The sequence below is a fragment of the Streptomyces olivochromogenes genome (assembly GCF_001514115.1).
In the GTDB taxonomy this organism is placed as follows: domain Bacteria; phylum Actinomycetota; class Actinomycetes; order Streptomycetales; family Streptomycetaceae; genus Streptomyces; species Streptomyces olivochromogenes.
Window position 1 is genome coordinate 151,565 of record NZ_KQ948472.1, and the last position, 16,036, is coordinate 167,600.

Sequence of the window (16,036 nt, forward strand, 5' to 3'; positions counted from 1 at the left end):
TCCCATGACCAACCCGTTCGACGACGAGGACGGCACCTTCCTCGTGCTCACCAACGACGAGAACCAGCACTCGCTGTGGCCGCAGTTCGCGGACGTCCCCGACGGCTGGAGCGTCGCCCACGGACCCGACACCCACGCCGCCTGCCTGGAGTACATCGAGCGGAACTGGACCGACATGCGGCCCAAGAGCCTCGCCGACGCCATGAACGCCCAGCGGTAGCGCGGCTCGCAGTGAACCTGACCGAAACCACCGACGAGGCCCGCGCCAGCGCGGGCCTCGCCCGGTCCGACGACCTCGCCGCGGCCCTGCTCACGCCCGAGGCCCGCCGGGACCCGTACCCGTTCTACGCCCGCATGCGCCGCGAGGACCCGGTCCACCGCAGTACCCAGGGCATCTGGTACCTCACCCGGTACGCCGACGTCGAGGCGGCCCTGAGCGACCTGCGGCTGTCCAACGACCGGGACCGGATGACCCGCGCCTACAGTGCGCTCGGCGGCGACCTCAAGGCCTTCAGCCGGCTCACCGACCGGCTCGGCCGGGTGATGAGCAACACCGACCCGCCGGACCACGCCCGGCTGCGCAGGCTGGCCAACCGTGCCTTCACCGCGCGGCGCGTCGAAGCCCTGCGCGACGGCATCCAGCGGATCGTCGACCGGCTCATCGACGAGGCGGTCGCGGCCGGGCCGGCCATGGACCTGATCGAGGCGATCGCCTCCCCGCTGCCGATGTCCGTCGTCTGCGAGCTCTTCGGCATCCCGCCCGAGGACCTCCCGCAGGTCAAGACCTGGTTCCAGCGCTTCGGCCGGCTGACCGAGGACATCGACAAGTCCGAGGCGGCGATCGAGCAGTACGAGGAGTACCTCGCCCGGCTCGTCCGCCGCCGCCGGGCCGACCCCGGCGACGACCTCATCAGCGCCCTGGTCGCCACCCAGTCGCAGGACGACCGGCTCACCGACTCCGAGCTGCTGGCCACCTGCTTCGTCCTGATCACCGCCGGCGACGAGACCACCACCCACCTGGTCGGCAACGGCATGCTCGCCCTGCTGCGCCACCCCGACCAGCTGGCCCGGTTGCGCGAGGACCCGATGCTGATCCGCACGGCCGTCGACGAACTCGCCCGCTACGACACGCCGACCCAGGCGATCGTCCGGGTTGCCGCCGAGGACGTCGAGATCGGCGGGCGGACGCTGCGCGAGGGCGAGCTGGCCTACCTGTTCCTCGCCGCGACCAACCGGGATCCCGAGCGCTTCGAGGACCCCGACCGGCTCGACCTGACCCGCCCGGGCAACCGGCACCTCAGCTTCGGCAACGGCCCGCACTTCTGCCTCGGCGGCCCGCTGGCCAAGCTCCAGGCGGAGGTGGCCGTCGGCACGCTGATCCGCCGGCTCCCGCACCTGCGGCTCGCTGACGGCGCGGTACTCGACTGGCGGCCCAACCCGCTGCAACGGCGGCTCACCGCGCTTCCGCTCACCTACTGACCCATGAACGACGAAGGAGAAGTGACCATGGCCCGAGAGCTCGAGGTCCGCCGGGAACAGGACCTGCCCGCCACGCCCGAACAGGTCTGGGACGCGGTCGCCACCGGCGCCGGCAACCTCGGCTGGCTCTACCCGATGGAGGTCGAGCCGCGCGTCGGCGGAAAGGCCACGCGCGGCGACAGCACCGTTGTGGCGTGGGAGCCGCCGCACCACTTCGCGGTTCGGGCCACCCAGGACGGCGGGTTCTCCAACACGCTCACCTACCGCATCGAGCCGGCCGACGGCGGCGCGAGCCACCTGCGGATGGGAATCCACTGGGTGCACACGGGCGTCGTCGACGACACCTGGAACTGGGACACGAAGGCGGACGCGGCCGAGAAGCACGTCGACTTCTACCAGCACTCCCTCCCCGAGTACCTGAGGCACTTCGCCGGCCGCCCCGCCGTCTACGTCAAGGCCGCCCGTGGCGAGTCCACCGAAGACCCCGCCGACTTCGCCGCTCTGTGCCGACGCCTCGGCCTCGACGACGGCGCGGCCGTCGGCGACCGGTTGTCGCTCGACCTCCCGGGTACGGACGGCGGTTCGACGGAGGTGGTCGTGGACTGGCTGAGCCCTGACTTCGTCGGCCTGCGAGGCCCGGACGCGCTGTACCGGTTCTTCAACGGCAGCTCGTGGAACTGGCCGATCTGGCTGGGCCACCACCTGTTCGCCGAGGACGTGGACGAACAGCAGGCCACCAAGGCGTGGACCGCCTGGCTCAACGGCGCCTGACCCCTCGCCCACCACAACTGAAGGACCCCTGGTGGAAACACTGCTCTACGCCGCCGAACTCGTCCAGGAAGACGGCGCCTACAAGCTCGTCGTGCAGGACGTGGTGCGGGACACGGTCCAGATCACCCCTGTCCCCAAATCCGCGGTCGACCGGCTCCCGACCTTCCTGTCCGTGCTGACTTCCAAGCTCGGCTCCGCACCCGTGCGCAGTCGCTGGTAGTCCTCTTCCGACGTCAGCGGCCGGTGCCGTCCGGTGGGGCAACTCCCGGACGGCACCGGCCCCGCCGCGCCACGGGTCAGCCCATGACGGTTCGGGAGGCGGCCCCCTCGGCCAGGGGCCGTTTGCGGGAGAACGCACCGAGGTTGACGACCGTGCCGGTGTGTTCGCCGGTGTACCGCAGCGGATCGCGGTCATGGTCGTGGCCGGCCTCGACGCGGTCGACCAGGGTGGCGAGGAATCGGCCCGCCAGCGGAGCGTTCTTGAACTGGTTGCCGCTCGTGCCCATCGCGACGTAGAAGCCGGGCAGATCGGTGCGGTCGTAGAGGGGGGCCCAGTCGTCGGCGGCGTCGTACACGCCGGCGATGCCGGTCGGCCGGTTCGGCACGCGCAGCAGCGGGAATCGGCGTGCGGCCCTGGTCACTTGGGTGTCGAACCTGGTGGGCGTCGGGTGCGGGTTGCACAGGTCGGGGTCGTCGAGCCATTCCCTCGGGTCGCAGGCGGGCAGCGTGCTGCCGATGAGGAGGTGTCCGCCGCTGGGGCGCAGGTACGTCCCGAGGTCGGTATCGGCCACGATCAGGCCGGGCGTGGTCGCGGCACCGCCCGGGCCCGACGAGGTGGTGCCGCCCTGGCAGACCGGTGCGGCCACCTGGTGGACTTCCTGCCGCAGCGGGCGCACCCCGACGGTGAACTCGGCCCCGACGCCGGCCAGCCGGTTGAACGCTCCCGACCAGGGCCCGGCGGCGTTGATCACCACCGGTGCCGTGATCGCGGTGCCGTCGGCGAGCCGGAGGCCCGCCACCCGGTCCTCGCGACGCAGGACACCGACGACTGTGCGATGGAAGAGGAAGCGCGCTCCGAGGCGGCCCGCCGCGTCCGCGAGATTCTGTGCCGCGAGCTGTGGATCGTCGACGAAGCCCGCGTCGGGTGTGAACAGCGCGCCGAGTTCACCTTCGGGGCCGGAGAAGAACGCCTCGTCCCGCAGCGGCTTGGGAGGACCGTAGCGTCCGACGTCGATGCCGGGGATCCGGCTGCGCAGCGTCGCGGCATCCCAGCGCTCGTACGGCACGCCGGCACGCTCGAACAGGGCGATGACCTCCGGCGTCCCGGAGTCCGGCGCGTCGAGGAACACCGCTCCGGTCCGCCGGAACGCCGCCAGGCCCGGGCCCCGCATGGTGCCCAGGTGCTCCGCCCATCGTGCCCAGCAGTGCCGGGATTCCCAGGCGGTGGCGACACCGTCCCAGGTCGAGTAATTGAAACGGATGACCGCACTCGATGCGCTGGTGGATCCGTGACCCACGCCGCCGGCCTTGTCGACGACCACGACGCGCCGGCCGGTGCGCGCCAGTTCCAGTGCCACCGCGCTACCGATCACACCGGCCCCCACGACGACCGCGTCCGCGCCGGACGGAAGGGTGTCCGGTTCCCTGGCCGTCATGACGGCAGGTCCCCGGGGGTTCGCGGAGTCCGGTCACCGTCCGCGTTCTGGTGCACGCTGACGACGTGGGGCGGGCAGGCATCGGCGGGATACGGGAAGTGGCACGCGGCGCGGTGCGGCTGTCCGGCCGCCTCCTGCTGGGGGTCCCGTGCGGCGCACACGTCCCGCTCGGGACGCCGGTTCGGCCCGACGGGGCAGCGCGGATGAAAGCGGCATCCGGTCGGTGGCGACGCGGGGTCGGGTACCTCTCCGGGCAGGAGCGGCTCCCCGACCGGTCGTCGTCCGGCGTGCAGGCTCGGCACGGCGGACAGCAGCGTCCGGGTGTAGGGATGCCGCGGGCCGCGCAGCAGGTTCTCGGTGGCCGCGGTCTCGACGATCCGGCCGAGGTACATCACGGCGACGACGTCCGACACCTGGCGGACGGCGGCGAGGTCATGGCTGATGAACAGCATGGCGAAGCCCATGCGCCGCTGCAGGTCCCGGAGCGTGGTCAGAAGCGCCGCCCGGACCGACACGTCGAGAGCCGAGGTGACTTCGTCGGCGATGAGAACCGCCGGATCGACGGCGAGCGCGCGGGCGACGGCCACGCGTTGGCGCTGGCCGCCCGAGAGCTGCCGCGGCACCCGGTCGGCGCAGCCGGCGTCGAGACCGACCAGTTCCAGCAGTCCGCCGATGCGCTGTTCGCGGCTGCGGCGGTCCAGCCGGACGAAGGCTCCGGCCGCTTCGGCGAGCGACTGACGGACCGTCATGCGGGGGTCGAGTGCCGTGTCCGGGTCCTGGAACACCAGTTGGACCTGTTGGCCCAGCCGACGCCGATCGGCCGCCCGGCGGCCTCGGTACTCCCGTCCGCCGACCGTGATCCGTCCGGCGCACGGGCTGTCCAGCCCGACGACCGCACGCGCCAGCGTGGACTTCCCCGAACCGGACTCGCCGACCAGGCCGACCGTCGTGCCCCGGGGAACCTCCAGTGACACCCCGTCCACCGCCGTGACCGGCCCGAACGGCCCGTGGTGGCGGACGGTGACGTCATACAGCGCCAGCCCTGCCTCTGCCTCTTCCCTCACTGCTCCGCCTCCTCGGTCTCACGCTGTCCGTGGAACTGTGCCGGGGCCAGGGGCTGCCAGCAGGCAACCTCGTGCTCCGGGTCGAGGGCGGACAACACGGGGCTCTCCACGGCACACCGGTCCACTCGATGCGGGCAGCGGTCATGGAACGGGCAGCCCGGGGCCGTACCGCACGGATCGGGCGGCCTTCCCTCGATGGTGTGCAGGGGGTGGTCGCGATCCGTGGCCAGGTCCGGGACCGAGGCGACGAGCATCCGCGTGTACGGGTGCCGTGCGCCGGTCGCCAGCTCATGGGCCGGAAGGTTCTCCACGATCGTTCCCCCGTACATGACCAGAACCCGGTCGCAGGCGTCGGCCACCAGGGCGATGTCGTGGCTGATGAAGAGGATCGCGGTGGCGTCGTCGCGCCGGACACCGTGGAGCAGGTCCATGATCTGCCGCTGCACGGTGACGTCCAGGGCTGTCGTCGGCTCGTCCGCGACGATGAGGTCGGGCCGCATCATCGAAGCGGCGGCGATCGCCACTCGCTGGCGTTGACCGCCGGACAGCTGGAAGGGCCGGGAGCGCAGCAGCCGGCGCCCGCCGGGCAGCGCGACCCGCTGCAGCTGGGCCAGGGCCTGCTCGACGGCCTGGGCACGAGGGGTGCGATGGTGTGCGCGCACGGCCTCCGTCATCTGCGTACCGATGCGGAGCGACGGGTTGAAGGCCGAGGCCGGGTTCTGGAAGATCATCGCCATCCCCGTCGCCAGCTGCCTGCGTCGCTCTCTGCGGGACAACGAGTCGGCGTCCGTGCCGAGAAAGCGGTGGGTGCCCCAGGTGGCGCAGGCCCCGTCCGGCAGCAGGTCGGCGATGGCGAGCGCCGTCAGTGACTTGCCGGAGCCGGACTCTCCGACCAGGCCGACCATCTCGCCGCGCCGCAGGGCGAGGGTGACACCGCGGACGGGCCGGACCACCCCCTCCGCCGTGGGAAGGGCCACCCGCAGATCTTCCACCTCCAGCACGTGGTCCGCGGCTTCCGGAACGCCCGTGCGCGCCGGGTGCAGCGCGGGTTCTTCCGACTGCCGTGGGCGGACGCGTCGCGCGGCGGCTCCGGCCAGCATCTCGCCGAGCAGTTGGAAGGCCACGGCGGCGTAGACGATGGCGATGCCGGGTGCCACGGCGGGCAGCGGTTCGGTGTAGATGCGGTCCAGGCCCTGGCTGAGCAGGAGCCCCCAGTCGTACGAGGGGGGCTGCACCCCCAGTCCGAGGAAGCTCAGTCCCGACAGGGCCACGAGTGCCGAGCCCGTGGCGACCGTGGTGTTGAGCATCAGCGGTTCGGCGATGTGGGGCAGGACATGGCGCAGCAGGAGCCGGTGGCGGCGCAGGCCCAGCACGCGCGCGGCCGCCATGAAGTCGGTTCCGGCCACTTTGGCGGCAAGGGTCTGGGTGATCCGCGCGAAGCCCGGTGCACAGGCGACGGCGAGTGCGCACACCGCCCCACCCGCGCCCGCACCGAAGAGGGCCGCGAAGAACATCGCGACGAGGAGCGCGGGGAAGGCCAGCAGGAGGTTGATCAGGGCTCCCAGCAGGCGGCGGGCGCGTCCGCCGACGACGGCCGTGAGCGACCCGAGTGTGATCCCGGCCGTCGCGCCGAGGAGCGTGGCCGCAACGGCCGGCAGCAGGGAGAGCCAGGTCGCCGAGAGCAGTCGGGCGAGCAGGTCGCGCCCGAGGTGGTCCGTGCCGAGCAGATGACTTGCCGTAGGCGCCCGCAGCACCGCCGACGGGTCCGGACGGTCGGCGGCCTGCCCCCACAGCACCGCCCCCGCGACGGCCAGTACGGCGAGCGATCCGAGCATCACCAGGGTGATCACGCCCATCGGTGTGGACCAGCCCGACCGGGTCGCACGAGAACGGCCGGCGGTGGCACGCGGCGTGAGCGGGGAAGGGGAGGACAACACCATCGGATCACGTCTCCCGGATGACCGAGCGGGGGTCGAGCAGCGCGAGAGCCAGATCGACCAGGAAGTTCACCACGAGGACGGCCGAGCCCAGCACCAGGACCGACGCCTCGACGACGGCGTAGTCCTGTGCGGCCACGGACTGCGCCATCGCCGACCCGATGCCTGGCCAGGCGAACACCTTCTCGACCAGTACCGTTCCCGCGATCAGGGCAGGCAGCAGGTTCCCGGCCACCGTCAGCGACGCGGTCAGCGTGTTCGGTGCCACGTGGCGCAGGTAGAGCGGGACGGCGGACAGCCGTTTCGCGCGGGCGGCACGCAGATAGTCCGTCGCGAGCACCTTGAGCGTCTCCACCCGGACGATCCGCAGGAGTACCGCGGTCGGAGCGAGGGCCAGCGCGAGCACGGGCAGCACGTAGGACTGGGGACCGAGGTCGCCGGCCACCGGAAAGATGCGCAGGGCGACCGCCAGTCCCGCGGTGAGACCCGCCGCGAGCACGAAGTCCGGAACGCCCGCCATGACGGAGGTGGTGGCGGTGAACGCCAGCTCCGCCCGGGGCCGCCGCCCTTCGCGTGTCCACACCGCCGCGAGCAGCCCCCCGGGGAGGGCGACGACGAGTACGCAGGCGAACGCCAGGACAGCCAGCAGCAAGGTGGCCGGCAGACGTGCCCTGATCAGGTCGGCCACCGGCTCGCCGGTCACCAGGGAGACCCCGAGGTCCCCGTGGGTCAGATGCCTCAGATACCGCCAGTACTGCGCCGACAGGCCATGATCCAGGCCGAGTTCGTGTCGCTTCGCCGCTACCAGGTCCGGCGGGGCGTCCACGCCCAGCGCGGCCCGGACGGGGTCACCGGGCACCAGCCGGATCATCGCGAAGGAAGCGGTGACGACCACGAAGAGGGAGACCGTCAGCCGCACCGCACGCCGACAGCAGAACACCACCCACGGGTGGCGCCGGGCCAGGGCACCGAGCCGTGCGGACACGGTCGTCATGGGGGACCTCCTCGATTGGTGGCGGTCGGCCGTGTGCGACGTCCAGCGCCGCTATCGATGCAGGCGGATGCTGGTCGGTACGATCTGGCCGCCGGGCGCGACGGCGAAGGTCGTCCGGTAGCCGTACACCGTGCCCGTGCCGTCGGCGACGGGCAGCGCGTCGGCCGAGCGGAACAGCGCCGCGGCGGCCCTGTTCCAGTCCGCGCAGCTGGCCGTGCCCGGCGCGCGCAGCGCGAGGGCGACATAGCGGTCGTAGGCGCGGTTGACGACGTGTGCGAAGTTCAGTCCCCGGGACGGCGGCGGACCGGAGAAGTACGGGACGAGTTGCGCGGGCAGCGGCGGACCCGGCGAGCTGCCGACCACGACGTCGAAGTCCCCGCTCTGGTACATGGCCTGTACCACCGCGTTGCGGCTCTCGCTGACGAGGTCGACGTCCGCGCCCAGCGCCTGCCAGGTGGCGGCCATCAGTTCGGCGACCGACGGAAGGGTGGAGCCGAAGTCGGCGCTGCTGAGCAGCCGCAGCCGTAGCGGCCGGCCCTGCTTGACCAGCCTGCCCCGTGCGTTCTTCGTCCAGCCCGCGGCGCTCAGGGCTGCCACGGCACTGTGCGAAGGCAGGTTTCGGGCGGTCACGTCGGTGTGGCAGACGGAGCCCGCGGCGGTCAGATGGCTCGCGGGCGTTCCGTCGCCGCCGATCGCCACATTGGCGAGGCCCTTGCGGTCCAGGGCTCCCACCAGTGCCTGACGCAGCACGGGATCGCTCAAGGGGCGGCCGGACCGTTCGTTGAAGAAGGTCAGCCCCACCACGGTCGGCACCTGTGCGGTGGCCAGGCCGTGGCCGGTCAGCCGAGCGCGGTCCGGGCCGGTCACCGTCGCGATGTTCACGCCGCCCGTGAGCAGCAGATTGGCCACCGTGGACTCCTGCGGCACCACCGACACCACGATCCGCTCAGGCTGGCCCGCAGCCGCGTTCGTCGCTCCGCGCGGACCCCACGCGTACCCCTTGCGCCGGGTGAAGAGGTACGGGCCGCCCGAGGTGTAGCCGCTCAGCACGTACGGCCCGGTGCCCTGCGTGCTCCTGTCCAGCGCGCCGGGATCCGCCAGCCCGGAGGGGCAGACGACGGGCAGCAGACCGATCGTCCGCACGATGAAGCTGTACGGCGACGCCATCCGTACCGACACCGTCCGGGCCGCGTCGTCGGCCGACGACGTGAACGGCACACCGGGCAGTGCCGCCCGGGCGCCGACGAGCCGGTTGCGGGGATCGCCCGCATAGCTCAGTGACCGGGCCACCCCGGAGGCCGTGAGGATCGTGCCGTCGGAGCAGGTCACACCCTTGCGCAGGGTGAAACTCGCCGAAGTGGCTCCGGCCCGCCACTTCTCGGCCAGGCCCGACACCACCTGCCCGTCCGGCGCCATGGTGACCAACGAGTCGTAGGCGTAAGGAGCCAGGGCAGAGCCGAACTGCGCGTACGGGTGGAAGCTCGGGGTCTCGGATGCGGTGGCGATCGTGACGGTTCCCCCCACGACGACAGGGGTGCGGGTCGATGACACGTCGCCGCCGCCACAACCGGCGAGCACGGCTGACGCGACGGCGGCGGACGCCACCGCGGCCGACCGGGCCCTGGGAAACGACACGGTTCGGCGGCGCATGCCGTTCATCGTGTCACCGCGATCAACGGCATGGACCGTCTCTCCCGGGCCGGACACGAACGGGGCGGACGAATTCCCCCGTCCGAGTGAGACCCCCGACTCGCGGTTGATCTCCGTGCCTGATGTGGCGTCACCCGGCACGCACACTGGCACCATGGCGAACCACTCATCGGACCTCCCGGACGGCTCGGCGGCGCGGGAGGTCGACCGACTCGCGGCCGCGTACTGGGACTTCCTGCTCGCACGTGAGCCGTCGCTGCGGACCCGCCGCGGTCTGCCCGTCGAGTCGCTGCCGGGGGTGTCCGACGCGGAGGCCGACGAGCGCGCCGGGTTCGCGGCAGGGGTGCTGAACCGGCTGGACACGCTGCGGTCCGCGGTGCCGCCCGGCCCCTCCGCCGACACCGCGGAATTCCTTCGGGCGCTGGCCGAACAGGAAGCGGAGGCGGGACGTTTCCACTGGCTCACGCCCACCGCCACGCCGTACCAGCTCTTCCGCCTCCAGCAGTACGGTGACACGGTCTTCCGCCCGTTCCGCTTCGAGCAGCGGGCCGACACGGACCGGTACGTGTCCCTCGTACGGGACCTGGCCCGCTGCGTCGCGACGGTCGGTGACAAGGCCGCCGGGCAGGCGGCACGGGGCTTTCGCATCCCGGCCCCGGCGCTGGCCGGGGTCCACACCACCCTCACCAGGCTGCGGGCGTCGGCGACGCGGTACGTCCGAGCGGACGCCGAGCGGCTCACCCGGCTCGACGCGGCGAGCCGGGGCCACCTGCACGACGCGGTGGCGGGGCTCGTGGCCGCCGAACTGGAGCCGGCGTTCGACCGCCTCCTCGCCCTCGTGGACGACCCGGACTACCTCAGGGAAGCGCCGGAGACCGTCGGATGGGCCCACTACCCGGAAGGCGAAGCGGCGTACCGGGCGTTCGTCAGGACGTACACATCCGGCGACACACCACCCGAACGCCTCCACGAACTCGGCCGGGAGCACTGCCGCGAACTCAGCGAGCGGATGCGGGAGATGCGAGCCACACTCGGCTTCGCGGGGACGGAGGCGGAGTTCCACGAACGGCTCGCGACCGAGCCCCGCCTGTACGCCGCCACCCCGGAGGAGGTCGAGGCCCGCTACCGCGGACACCTCGACCGCCTCACGCCGCTGCTGCCACGCTGGTTCACGGTCCTGCCCGACGCCCCGTACGGCGTGGCCCGCCTCGACCCGGCGCTGGAGGCGTCGATGACGTTCGGCTACTACGACCCGCCGACCGCCACGCAACCGGTGGGCCGTTACCGCTACAACGCCTCGGACCTGGCGCACCGGTCACTGCTCGGCGCGGCCGCGCTGATCTACCACGAGCTCGCGCCCGGACACCACTTCCACCTCGCCCGTCAGGCCGAGAGCACCGAACTGCCCGACCTGCGACGCGAACTGGTGCCCTTCAGCGGGTTCCAGGAGGGCTGGGCGGAGTACGCGGCAGGGCTCGCCTGGGAGATGGGGCTGTACGACGACCCGTGGGACGCGTACGGACGCCTGGCCCATGAACGGTTCACCGCGCAGCGCCTCGTCGTCGACACCGGCCTCAACCTCGGGACCATGACGCTGGAGGAGGCGCGCACCTTCATGCGCGCCCACGCGGCGGCCGAGTCCGAGGAGCAGATCGCGACCGAGTTGCTGCGCTACGCGACCGATATGCCGGGACAGGCGCTGACGTACCGGGCGGGCCATACGGAGTTCACGGCATTGCGGGCAGCGTACGAACGCGACTCCGGCGCCGCGTTCGACGTGCGCGCCTTTCACGAGACCGTGCTGGCCGGCGGCACGCTGCCGTTTCCCGCCCTGCGCCGACGGGTGGAGAGGGAACTGCACGGGGCAGACGGCCGACCAGGCTTCCAGGGAAGGCCGCTCTACTCGAATGAGTGAAGGCCACGGGGAATTCGTAGCCGTTTGCCCGGCCTCGGATACTCTCTGTGATGGAGGGTGCGGGTCCGCTGAAGCGGAGTGCGTCCGTCTAATCATCATCTCCTCGACAGAAGAGAAGGATGTTGTGCCATGCCGCCTGTAGTACCTCCTTTCCTGATCGGTTTGATCGCCGCATCCCTGGTGAAGAGGCTGGGCAAGCCCTTGGTGCGAGGGGTCGTCAAAGCGTCGGTGGGCCTGGGAATCGAAGTCAAGCGGGCCGTCCATGAAGCCGGCGAGGGAGTCCATGATCTCGCTGCCGAGGCGACCGCTGGGGTGCTCGCAGCCCAGGGGACACCGGGAGCCGCACACGGCGTCAGCGCCCCGAAGGACGGCACCGCGGGCCGGGCCGCTGAGGCCACCAAGCCTGCGCCCGCAGCGGCAGAGGCCCCCGAGGGACGGACCGGCGGTCAGGACAAGCCCGTCGGCAAGGCCCGTAGCGCCGGTTCGGCCGCCGCCAAGGCGCGCTGAGTCTGCCCGCCGACTCTCCGTGTGATTTTGGCTCGTCCCAATGTCACGGCCACGTTTTCGTCTGCGTAACCGGTCCAGGCTTCCAAGTCCCAGCCAGAGCGGCCGTTCGTCGGCTCGGCCTCGCGCATGCGAGCACCGCGCCAACGGCGACATGGTGGGCTGCGCTGTATCGGCCACCACGACACCCTGATGGAGGCAGGTCAGATGTCTGCGACTGGAACCCCCCTGTATTCCGCGGCACTCATCCGGGAAGGCGGTGCCTGCGAACTCGTCGTGCCCGATCGCCGGCGCCACACCGTGCGGCCTGCATGCGTGTCCACGAGGGCGGTGGAACAGCTTCCCGCTTCTCTTGCCAAGCCCAGCTCCCTGCACCTGTGCGGGATCCGTCGGCGATGACGGCGACCGAAGCGAAGAAGTGGTTCCGTGTTCACCGGCGTGCGGCGGACCCCAGGCTGAGACTGGTGTGTTTCCCGCACGCCGGCGGCACGGCACAGTTGTTCCACGGCTGGCCCGCGCTGCTGCCGGCGGACGTCGAGGTGCTCGCCGTGCGGTACCCCGGCCGCCAGGACCGGCTTGCGGAAACCTGCATCGAGGACATGGCCACCCTGGCCGACACGATCGAGGACGCACTGCGGCCCTGGCTCGACCGGCCGCTGGCGTTCTTCGGGCACAGCATGGGCGCCTGCGTCGCCTACGAGGTGGCCCTGCGGCTGGAGGCCCGCGGCATCGTCCCCGAGCACCTGCTGGTCTCCGCACACGAAGCCCCCCAGTGGGCCGAATGCGTTGCGCTGCACGACGCCGACGACGAAACCCTGATCACCCATGTCCGGCACCTCGGAGACCTGCACTCGGAGGCCTACGACATCCCGGAGCTGCGTGACCTGCTGCTGCCCGCCCTCCGTTCGGACTACCGGCTGATCGAGGGCTACCACCCCCCGAATCCGGCTCCGGTCAAGGCGCCGATCACCGCGTACGTCGGCCAGGACGATCCGAGTTGCGTACTCGACGGGGTCCTCGCCTGGTCCGGCCTGACCGCCCCGGGCTCCTTCGAGCTGTGCCCGTTCCCCGGGGACCACTTCTACCTCGCAGCCCGGGAGGCCGAAGTGGTCGCAGACGTGGCAGCACGCCTTGCGCGCGCGTGAGGCGCTGGTCAGGCCTGACGGCGAATGCCCGTATCGAGATCCTGGAAGACCACGGCGCACACCCACAGGTCCCGGACTGTGCGCGGTCGGTTCCTGGCAGGGTCCGCACGGTGTCGGCGGCTGCCCGGCCGTGACGGAAGGCGGGGCCCCGGCACCGCGCATGGCGCCCGCGGGGTTCCCAGGGGACGATGGTTGTACCGGTCGCTGAGACGTGCGGTGTCCCCGGCAGCGGCCGCGAAGGCTGGGACGGAGAAGGGACTATGCGACCGGGAACACGTGCCGCCGACGCGATACTCCGGCTGCTCGGCCGGGACTGGGCCGGGCTGGGCATTGCTCTGCTACCGGCGGCCGGGGGTGCGCGGTGTGTATCCAGGGGGACCGGCCGGCGGATTCTCGGTGGTGTGCTGTGGGCCGTGGCCCTCGCACTCAGTCTCGGGTCGTTCCGCCATTTGGTGCACGTGGGCCGGATACGGGTGAGGTATCCGCCACCCGGACGAATGGTCGACGTGGGCGGCTACCGCATGCATGTCCTGGCCGAGGGAGACGCCGGACCGAAGCCAACCGTGGTCTGGATGCCGGGCGGCCATACCGGCGGGTACGCCATGTACCGGCTGCACGCGCTGGCGCGCGAACGGACGCGTTCGGTCCTGGTGGACCGTCCGGGCTCCGGCTGGAGCGACCTGGGCCCGTTCCCGCGCACGACGGCCGGCGAAGCCGTCGAACTGCTCACGGCGCTGGAGCGGGCCGGCGAAAAGGGACCCTACGTATTCGTGGGGCATTCTTTCGGGGGACTGCTCATGGCCAACGCCGCCAGGCGCCGCCCCGACCTGGTGGCCGGCCTGGTGCTGCTCGATCCCACCCCGCCCGATGTCGTCGCCTTCGGCCCGCCACTCCCGGCCCTGCGGCATACCGTGAGGGACCAGACCACCCTCGCACTGCGCCACCTCTTCGGCCTCCACGCCCTCGCGCCCAAGAACGAGGCGCATTCTCCCGAAGACCCGACGCATGTTCTCGCCGTGATCGAGACCAGGACCAAGGCGAACTGCGCCGCGGCATCGATCCTGCGAGAGCTGTCGCCGGGCGGCATCACCCGAGTCGGTTGGCAGACGGTCGTGTACGACGGCGAACTCGGCTCGCTGCCTCTCCTCCTCGTGGCGCCACGCGATCTGACGGGCGGTGGCGAGATCTTCGACGCGGTCGACGATCCGGAGGAGAGCGCCCGGGTTCGACACTTCCTGCTCACCGCGAGAGACCGCTTCCTCACAGCCTCCAGCTCGGCCCGGAGGGTCTATACCCCGGAGGGAACCGGCCACGACTTTCCCGACCGCGTACCCGAGTTCGTTGTGCATGTGGTGGGCTCTCTGCTGGACGAACGCGGGCCGGGCGGAGCCGATCCGTTGTGATCCCGTTCCGCAGCCACGGTCTGCCCAGGTGCGCAGTCCGAACGAATGAAAAGCGTCGGCGTCCCCGGGCGCATCGGCCGAGGGCCGACTACGGTGTTTTTGGCGGGGGTGACCGTGCCATGTGCAACCGTGCCGTGTACAGAAGAGAGGGTTCACTCATGCCCCCTGTAGTTCCTCCCCCCTTTCTCGTTGGCCTCGTCGCGGCCCCTCTGGTCAAGAGAGTGGCGAAACCGCTGGTGCGAGGCATCATCAAGACGTCGATCGGCCTGACCCTCGAAGTCAGACGCGCAGCCATCGAGGCGGGCGAGGAGATTCAGGGCATCACCTCCCAAGTGGCTGCCGAGAAGCTGGCGAGTTCGGCTCGCACACGTCGTGTGGAAGCCGGCGGCGAGGCAACGGCGCAGGCTGCTCGCTGACCCGCCGTTTCCCACGGCTGCACGGACTACGCGTGGGGGAGCGAACCCGTCGCACAACGGTGCGCGGCGCTTGCCCTTGCACGTGCCGGGGCGGGGCGGGCTGCGCGGATGGCCGTCAATCCATCGGACGACGGCACCGATCCGCCGAGGAATCCGCTCCGCCACACGTGGACGCCCTGTGGACCCCCTCCCTCAGGCGTGGTGCCGCTTGCCACGCACGGATGCCAACTTGCCCAGCGCGGCGTACCTGCCCCGCCCGCTGGGGTCTTCCGTGGTCGCCGTGCATGCCACGCAGCGCGACCCCGGCCGACGTGGGGATGTTCCGAAGGCCATGAAGATGGTCTCGCCGGCCGAAGAGTGGTCCCCGCCGACCCGGCCAGTACCTGCCCTTGGGGGGCCAAGCACCACCGCTTCTCCGCCCCCTCCACCGCGTGATGGTCCCCTGCGTCGACGCGGCAGGAACAAGCGCGACTCCGCCGCATCGCGGGCATCCACCACAACAGCGACGGCACAGCCGACTACAACATCAACTCCCATGACTGCCCCACTGAACAGAAAAACCGCCACTCGGAATGACGCCTGCCAGCCATCCGGCCAACATGGGCACCGCGCCGCCCGTCCCCGGACCGGGGGCTCCTCTGGGGAGAATCCGGGGAGTATGCGCGGCCCTGGGGAGCGTGTGGGGAGGGTTCCAGCACCCCCGTCGACAACAGGGCGTTCGCCGAGCTCGCATTGGCGTATAGAGCCGAAAGGGCGCCCGTCAGCGGTGGGAGCCCTCTGGGACTTTTCTGGGACTTCCGGCCCCATCAACCGGCACGAACGTGAAACAGCTGAAAGGTCATTCGCGCAGGTCAGCGACCATCAGTCACTCATCGCGGCAGGTCACCGCGTTCACTGGTCTCTTCCGGGACAAGTGATCATCAGGCACCAGCAGCTCCGCGCAGAACGTCGCCCGCCCTCGGCGCCTCATAGATACGCGCCACCCGACAGGGCCTGACCTGCCCAACAGTTCACCTGGCACCCCATCAGGGCGAGCGTCAAATGAGCGTCACGAGCTTCATTTCAGCGTCAAGATATCGCCTGCAACGCCCACACCGCACATA

The 16,036-nt window shown here is 71.2% G+C and carries 14 protein-coding genes; 9 read left to right on the forward strand and 5 right to left on the reverse strand.

Annotated elements, in window-relative coordinates; genetic code table 11:
- The first annotated feature begins 4 nt into the window (after positions 1–4).
- The 4 genes from AQJ27_RS40920 to AQJ27_RS40935 are packed head-to-tail and all read left to right on the forward strand — an operon-like array spanning position 5 to position 2,470.
- Positions 5–220: an MbtH family protein gene (locus AQJ27_RS40920; RefSeq protein WP_067380722.1), complete on the forward strand. Its 216-nt coding sequence runs from the start codon at positions 5–7 to the stop codon at positions 218–220.
- An 11-nt stretch (positions 221–231) separates the two neighbouring features.
- Positions 232–1,479 carry a cytochrome P450 gene (locus tag AQJ27_RS40925; protein ID WP_067380724.1) on the forward strand — a complete coding sequence of 416 codons (1,248 nt, stop codon included), beginning with the start codon at positions 232–234 and terminating at the stop codon, positions 1,477–1,479.
- A 27-nt stretch (positions 1,480–1,506) separates the two neighbouring features.
- Positions 1,507–2,250 carry an SRPBCC family protein gene (locus tag AQJ27_RS40930; RefSeq protein ID WP_067380726.1) on the forward strand — a complete coding sequence of 248 codons (744 nt, stop codon included), beginning with the start codon at positions 1,507–1,509 and terminating at the stop codon, positions 2,248–2,250.
- A gap of 31 nt (positions 2,251–2,281) precedes the next feature.
- On the forward strand, positions 2,282–2,470 hold the full coding sequence (locus AQJ27_RS40935) for a hypothetical protein (protein WP_235613983.1): 189 nt from the start codon (positions 2,282–2,284) through the stop codon (positions 2,468–2,470).
- Between the two features lie 76 nt (positions 2,471–2,546).
- On the opposite strand, the gene AQJ27_RS40940 is transcribed toward AQJ27_RS40935, so the two are convergent.
- The 5 genes from AQJ27_RS40940 to AQJ27_RS40960 all read right to left on the reverse strand — a co-directional run bounded on the left by AQJ27_RS40940 (position 2,547) and on the right by AQJ27_RS40960 (position 9,550).
- Positions 2,547–3,905 carry an NAD(P)/FAD-dependent oxidoreductase gene (locus AQJ27_RS40940; RefSeq protein WP_067380733.1) on the reverse strand — a complete coding sequence of 453 codons (1,359 nt, stop codon included), beginning with the start codon at positions 3,903–3,905 and terminating at the stop codon, positions 2,547–2,549.
- Positions 3,902–4,969: an oligopeptide/dipeptide ABC transporter ATP-binding protein gene (locus AQJ27_RS40945; RefSeq protein ID WP_067380736.1), complete on the reverse strand. Its 1,068-nt coding sequence runs from the start codon at positions 4,967–4,969 to the stop codon at positions 3,902–3,904. The genes AQJ27_RS40940 and AQJ27_RS40945 overlap by 4 nt, the downstream gene beginning before the upstream one ends.
- Complete coding sequence (locus tag AQJ27_RS40950; RefSeq protein ID WP_425275259.1) at positions 4,966–6,819, reverse strand: dipeptide/oligopeptide/nickel ABC transporter permease/ATP-binding protein; 1,854 nt, start codon at positions 6,817–6,819, stop codon at positions 4,966–4,968. The genes AQJ27_RS40945 and AQJ27_RS40950 overlap by 4 nt, the downstream gene beginning before the upstream one ends.
- Before the next feature lie 94 nt (positions 6,820–6,913).
- Positions 6,914–7,900, reverse strand: a complete 987-nt coding sequence (locus AQJ27_RS40955; protein WP_067380742.1) for an ABC transporter permease — start codon at positions 7,898–7,900, stop codon at positions 6,914–6,916.
- A 51-nt stretch (positions 7,901–7,951) separates the two neighbouring features.
- Positions 7,952–9,550 carry an ABC transporter substrate-binding protein gene (locus AQJ27_RS40960; RefSeq protein ID WP_067380800.1) on the reverse strand — a complete coding sequence of 533 codons (1,599 nt, stop codon included), beginning with the start codon at positions 9,548–9,550 and terminating at the stop codon, positions 7,952–7,954.
- Between the two features lie 154 nt (positions 9,551–9,704).
- On the opposite strand from AQJ27_RS40960, the gene AQJ27_RS40965 reads away from it, so the two are divergent.
- From AQJ27_RS40965 to AQJ27_RS53285, 5 genes are all read left to right on the forward strand, one after another.
- Complete coding sequence (locus AQJ27_RS40965) at positions 9,705–11,465, forward strand: DUF885 domain-containing protein (protein ID WP_067380745.1); 1,761 nt, start codon at positions 9,705–9,707, stop codon at positions 11,463–11,465.
- Between the two features lie 129 nt (positions 11,466–11,594).
- Positions 11,595–11,972 (forward strand): DUF5132 domain-containing protein, encoded by a 378-nt coding sequence (locus AQJ27_RS40970; RefSeq protein WP_067380748.1) that lies wholly within the window; start codon positions 11,595–11,597, stop codon positions 11,970–11,972.
- A gap of 392 nt (positions 11,973–12,364) precedes the next feature.
- On the forward strand, positions 12,365–13,114 hold the full coding sequence (locus AQJ27_RS40975; protein ID WP_067380751.1) for a thioesterase II family protein: 750 nt from the start codon (positions 12,365–12,367) through the stop codon (positions 13,112–13,114).
- A gap of 497 nt (positions 13,115–13,611) precedes the next feature.
- A complete protein-coding gene (locus AQJ27_RS40980) occupies positions 13,612–14,517 on the forward strand; it encodes an alpha/beta fold hydrolase (protein WP_067380754.1) in 906 nt (301 codons plus the stop codon).
- Between the two features lie 221 nt (positions 14,518–14,738).
- Positions 14,739–14,933, forward strand: a complete 195-nt coding sequence (locus AQJ27_RS53285) for a DUF5132 domain-containing protein (RefSeq protein ID WP_159064534.1) — start codon at positions 14,739–14,741, stop codon at positions 14,931–14,933.
- Positions 14,934–16,036: the final 1,103 nt, after the last annotated feature.

What these genes read in the sequence shown, in the direction of transcription:
- AQJ27_RS40960 (WP_067380800.1), bottom strand. Translation starts at nt 9,550, where the DNA reads ATGCGCCGCCGAACCGTGTCGTTTCCCAGGGCCCGGTCGGCCGCGGTG.
- AQJ27_RS40930 (WP_067380726.1), top strand. Translation starts at nt 1,507, where the DNA reads ATGGCCCGAGAGCTCGAGGTCCGCCGGGAACAGGACCTGCCCGCCACG.
- AQJ27_RS40940 (WP_067380733.1), bottom strand. Translation starts at nt 3,905, where the DNA reads ATGACGGCCAGGGAACCGGACACCCTTCCGTCCGGCGCGGACGCGGTC.
- AQJ27_RS40920 (WP_067380722.1), top strand. Translation starts at nt 5, where the DNA reads ATGACCAACCCGTTCGACGACGAGGACGGCACCTTCCTCGTGCTCACC.
- AQJ27_RS40975 (WP_067380751.1), top strand. Translation starts at nt 12,365, where the DNA reads ATGACGGCGACCGAAGCGAAGAAGTGGTTCCGTGTTCACCGGCGTGCG.
- AQJ27_RS40965 (WP_067380745.1), top strand. Translation starts at nt 9,705, where the DNA reads ATGGCGAACCACTCATCGGACCTCCCGGACGGCTCGGCGGCGCGGGAG.
- AQJ27_RS40970 (WP_067380748.1), top strand. Translation starts at nt 11,595, where the DNA reads ATGCCGCCTGTAGTACCTCCTTTCCTGATCGGTTTGATCGCCGCATCC.
- AQJ27_RS40980 (WP_067380754.1), top strand. Translation starts at nt 13,612, where the DNA reads ATGGTCGACGTGGGCGGCTACCGCATGCATGTCCTGGCCGAGGGAGAC.
- AQJ27_RS40955 (WP_067380742.1), bottom strand. Translation starts at nt 7,900, where the DNA reads ATGACGACCGTGTCCGCACGGCTCGGTGCCCTGGCCCGGCGCCACCCG.